At 40.0% G+C, this 2,895-nt stretch carries 1 protein-coding gene; it reads right to left on the reverse strand.

All coding sequences use genetic code 11. The features are described 5' to 3' along the window. Positions 1–2,778, reverse strand: a 2,778-nt coding sequence (locus tag KDK19_RS21635; protein ID WP_257292925.1) for a hypothetical protein, incomplete at its 3' end; no start/stop codon positions are given. Positions 2,779–2,895 lie beyond the last annotated feature (117 nt).

Below are 2,895 nucleotides of genomic sequence, written 5' to 3' on the forward strand. Positions count from 1 at the left end.
CAGTTCTTTGCGTCTGGCATTACAGCTGTTGGCATCGGCTGATCTTCGGCGCCTGCTACAATAACCCGGTGGCTGGGCTGTGAGAAGATCGACGTTGTCGAAATCATTTTTGAATTCTGCGTTAAGCTCGGCGGCACCCTCTGCCGTTGTGGGATCGACATTGTAGATATAGTATGACCTTGCCTCTATTCGTCTTTTGAGGTTTTCGAAGGCCCTGGCCTTTGCTTCTTCAGTCTGGAAGTTGTGCATTTCCCGCTCAAGCTGGTTGGCCAGGTTGAACGCAGTGAAACGACTGGCATAGCGAGCAAGCCAATCAGTGTACGAGGAAGATTCCAGCGCCAGGCGGAGTGTGTCTTTCAAGCGATTAGTTTCTCTTTCATCCGGATGGACGAAAGCAACATTTTCAGTCGCCGGTTGCTCCACTAATCCGTAAAAGATCGCGGCTTGGAAGTCGTTGCTTAATGTGAATTTTTGAGCATCTTTTCTCTGATCGGGATGGGCAAGCCGATAGTCAACTATGTTATCGAGCAGTCTACCTTCCTGTGCGGCAAAGGTAGACCTGTCAGTTATGCCTCCGAACAAATCATCTTCAATGATACGCTGTCTTTCGACAAGGTTTTCGAGAACAGCCTTTTGGATTTCGGAACTGACCGAGCCCTGCGGATCCTCAACGATTATGGATTCGAACAACTGATCTGTGAATGTGGATTCGCGAATATCAATTTTGGGTCTGGCATAAAACTCATTTTCAGGGTCAAGGGAATCCAACCCGAACTTGGCTGTGTATGCAACGGTGTTGTCGTTATTCAGGGTAAAAACGATACGGTTTAATTCAGGATTGAGCGTATCTCCCGAGGTTGACGGTCTGGCAGGATCACCACCGGTAGTTTGCCGAGGAACGCCTGCTGATAAGTACCCTCGAACTGCAACAGCTGAATTTGCACGGATACCTTTTTTGGCCAACTCCCTCAGAACTTCAGGTACAATATAATCTTTCTGGCTAGCATCCAATACACCCGCATAATCCGGGATGTTTTGTGCGGAGTTATCAAAAGAGAACGCTATGCTTTGCAAGTTGGTATCCTTGGGTATCGTCAGGCTTAAAACTGATGATAGCTTTCTCACTAAGGATCGGGAGTAGACAGGATAAATGTCATTCGACTTGATATCAGAGAAATCAATACTCCCGGTAATGAAGACTTTAGTGTCTTCGCCGATATTTCTGAATGGTTTTCCTGAAATTACTTCAAGTCTTAGAGTTTCCTTTGTATGATCATTAAAAACGTTATACAAAACGTTTGTATCATCATTAACAATGTTATACAAAACGCTTCTGCCATCTTGAGTGCGGTACTTGTTATAATGTTCATAACACTTTCTCAAAGACTCTACCATATTGTCCCGAATCTTAGGAACATTAATTATTATTAAATTTTCATATGGTCGCTGAGGCACTATTTCTGGCAGGTCATAATTAATGGCATAAGAGTTTATATCATAGAAGGGACTGTTCACTGATAAGTCATAAGTATTGATAATTGTAGGTCTTCTTTTGATATTCATTCTTCTTAATCTATCAAAAGCATCATAACCTAGTTTTGCGAAAATCTGGTGGTCAAAATTACCGTTATTGTATGAAAGCTCGGATAACATCGTTGCAGCTTTACTGATGCTTACGTCGGAGACAGTAACATCATGATCTTTATAGAATTTAGTCATAGCCGACTTTATTCTCGGTATGCGTTCTTCTTTTCTTGTTTTATCTTTTTTTAAAGCTTCTAAAGTATTGTAAAAAAATAAGGATTCTTTAATAATTAGTCCTATAAATGGGTTGTTTTTGCGAGATTCGAATATTGTTGGCTGGATTGAATCATCAAGATATCCGGGTAAACTCTTTTCTTTAAAAACGGATTCTCTACCGAAAAATACTTTATAACGTGTAGAATCCGTTAGATCACGTTGCTTCAAACCATCAAATAGATTTGTGATACTGTTTGTTTCTACGATATTTTTAACTAAGTTGTATTCTTCTTGTGACAGGTTTATATCGTATCCCTTAAAGTAAGGGCCAGGGTCAGGAATAATTCCATCTGCAAACATTTTTTCCAAACAAGTACGTATGATGGCTCTTTCTAACTGCTCTCTATCACTCCAACTCAATCCCTCTCCCAATATAGATATGAACGAACTGCTCCCTCTTGGAATGATCTCTACTTTTGGTCTTGGCAGTATTCCTTTATCAATATATACCCCTCCAAGATTAAATTCATGAAAAAGCCCTATAAGTCTTTCGGTTGTCAAGGTTTTTTTAAGGCTTAAAGTGTGCCTGATATATTCACTATTACCTTTTTCAAAATTACTCAGATGTCTTCTAATAACGACATTTTCAATAGATGTTTTGATTTGATTTAAGATATGGTTGGTTTTAGTCCATTGGGTGATAAACGACCTCTTTACACTGTCTGAAAAGTCGCCATTCATTATATCCATTGTTCCTATGGCAGTGTTTCTACTCATAAAAGCATCGATTTTTTGCCAAATGCTAAGTCTCAATTGCGCAATATTAGCGGGATAATCTGTTTCAATAGTTTGTTTTATTCTCTCAGAAAACAGCAGCGAATATAAAATTCTTTGGTATATTAAATCGCTGGGAGCCGATACATAGATTTTATGGTGTGGGTTCACTTTGGTCCATATTTTCAGGTAAGTAAGCTCCCAATCTTTAATAGGACCGACAACAACATAATGAATATTCTTGGGTATTTTTAAGTCTGGCATGATAACACCTGATAGATTGACCTACATGGTTTCCCGGGGGATTGCGATACGTGCCTTTCACAGGCGTGATCAGAGGGCTTTAACTGCGTAAAAATCCTAACCCACAGTCTAGTATGT

Source organism: Endozoicomonas sp. ONNA1 (genome assembly GCF_024606325.1).
Classification (GTDB): Bacteria; Pseudomonadota; Gammaproteobacteria; order Pseudomonadales; family Endozoicomonadaceae; genus Endozoicomonas_A.